We start from the raw sequence: 728 nt of genomic DNA on the forward strand, positions 1-728 counted from the left end.
TTCACGTAGTAGTAGAGCGTGGGCTTGCTCACGCCCAGCCGCGCGGCGATGTCGTCGAGCGAAGTCGCATGGAAGCCGCGCTCGTTGAACAGTTGCGCGGCCGCCGACAGCACCGCCTGGCGCTTGGCTTCGCGCTGCTGCGCGCTGTGCTGCGTGGCCGGCCAGAGCGGCTCCTCATCGACGGCGTCTGCGGAGTGCAAGAAAGGGTTCATCAGTGTTTCCATGGGTGGCGGGAAAGTCCCAATGCCTGGGCCAGAGGTCGCCGACCAGAATCCTACTCGTGAGTAAGAAGTCTACTCACCAGTAGCCCCCCTCCGGTTCGCACAAACCCGCAGAAGAAGGCCGATGGAGACACACACCCCAGGCAGCCCCGCTGCCCCCCTGCTGCAGGTCGACGGCATCACGCTGGCGTTCGGCGGCGTCAAGGCGCTCAACGGCGTCGGCTTTGCCGTGCAGCCCGGTTCGATCACCGCCGTGATCGGCCCCAACGGCGCGGGCAAGACGTCGCTGTTCAACACCATCTCGGGCTTCTACCGGCCGGCCCAGGGACGCATCCTGTTCGAGGGCCACGACATCAGCCAGGTGCACGCGCCGCAGCGCGCCAAGCTGGGCCTGGGCCGCAGCTTCCAGAACATCGCGCTGTTCCGCGGCATGACCGTGCTCGACAACATCAAGCTCGGCCGCCATGCCCACCTCAAGACCAACGTGCTCGACGCGCTGTTCTATGT

At 65.9% G+C, this 728-nt stretch carries 2 protein-coding genes; one reads left to right on the forward strand and one right to left on the reverse strand.

The window, feature by feature from the left end:
- The coding region (locus D3H34_RS33270; RefSeq protein ID WP_286186586.1) for a TetR/AcrR family transcriptional regulator at nucleotides 1–212 on the reverse strand (212 nt) is incomplete at its 3' end.
- 133 nt (nucleotides 213–345) lie between these two features.
- Between D3H34_RS33270 and D3H34_RS33275 the strand changes: the two genes are divergently transcribed.
- Nucleotides 346–728: ATP-binding cassette domain-containing protein (locus tag D3H34_RS33275; RefSeq protein ID WP_119558914.1), on the forward strand; the 383-nt coding region annotated here is incomplete at its 3' end.

This window comes from Acidovorax cavernicola (assembly GCF_003581445.1).